The organism is Acidovorax sp. KPB24-07, assembly GCF_057543315.1.
Genome location: NZ_BAAJYS010000946.1, coordinates 1 through 572, shown reverse-complemented (window position 1 = coordinate 572; position 572 = coordinate 1). Strand labels below are relative to the sequence as shown.

Annotated in this window: 1 protein-coding gene; it reads right to left on the bottom strand. The window is 73.3% G+C overall.

From position 1 onward, the window contains the following. Positions 1-52: 52 nt before the first annotated feature. Complete coding sequence (locus tag AC27IQ_RS26820; protein ID WP_487091516.1) at positions 53-571, bottom strand: FlgO family outer membrane protein; 519 nt, start codon at positions 569-571, stop codon at positions 53-55. Position 572 lies beyond the last annotated feature (1 nt).

The following is a 572-nucleotide window of genomic DNA, read 5'->3' as shown; positions in this document are numbered from 1 at the left end:
GCGGGACGGTCGGCACGCCAACGCCCCCAGCCCCCATCCGCCCACCGGCCCGTCAGCGCATCGCCAGCAGGATGCGGATGTCCGAGTCCACCGGCAGCGCATAGTCGTAGGCCGCCATGACCGCGTTGCCCTCGGGGCTCACCAGCTTGAGGCTCACGTACACCGTCTGCAGGGTGGCCGCGTACGTGCCCACCACCACCGCCTGCGCCGCCTGGGCGCGGCTCACCTCGCGCACTTCGCGCGAGAGCAGCAGTTCGCCGTCGCCGGGCCGCATGACCAGGTTCTCGCGCAGCTTCAGCTCGGTCACGCGCACGCCGCGCTGCACCAGCCGCCCGGCGATCTGTTCGGAGCACAGGCGGCCCAGCCGGGACGACTCGTTCAGCCGGTCCAGGTGCACCAGCGTGGAGACCAGCACCGGCTGGCGCGGATCGAGCGGCGCGCCCTGCAGCAGCATGTCCGCGGCCTTCTGATTGAATTCGAGCAGGTCGGTCTGCACGCCGCCCGCGGCCGCGCTGCCGTAGTAGAACCGCGCGCAGCCCGGCAGGGCCACCGCCGCGGCGCCGGCCAGCACG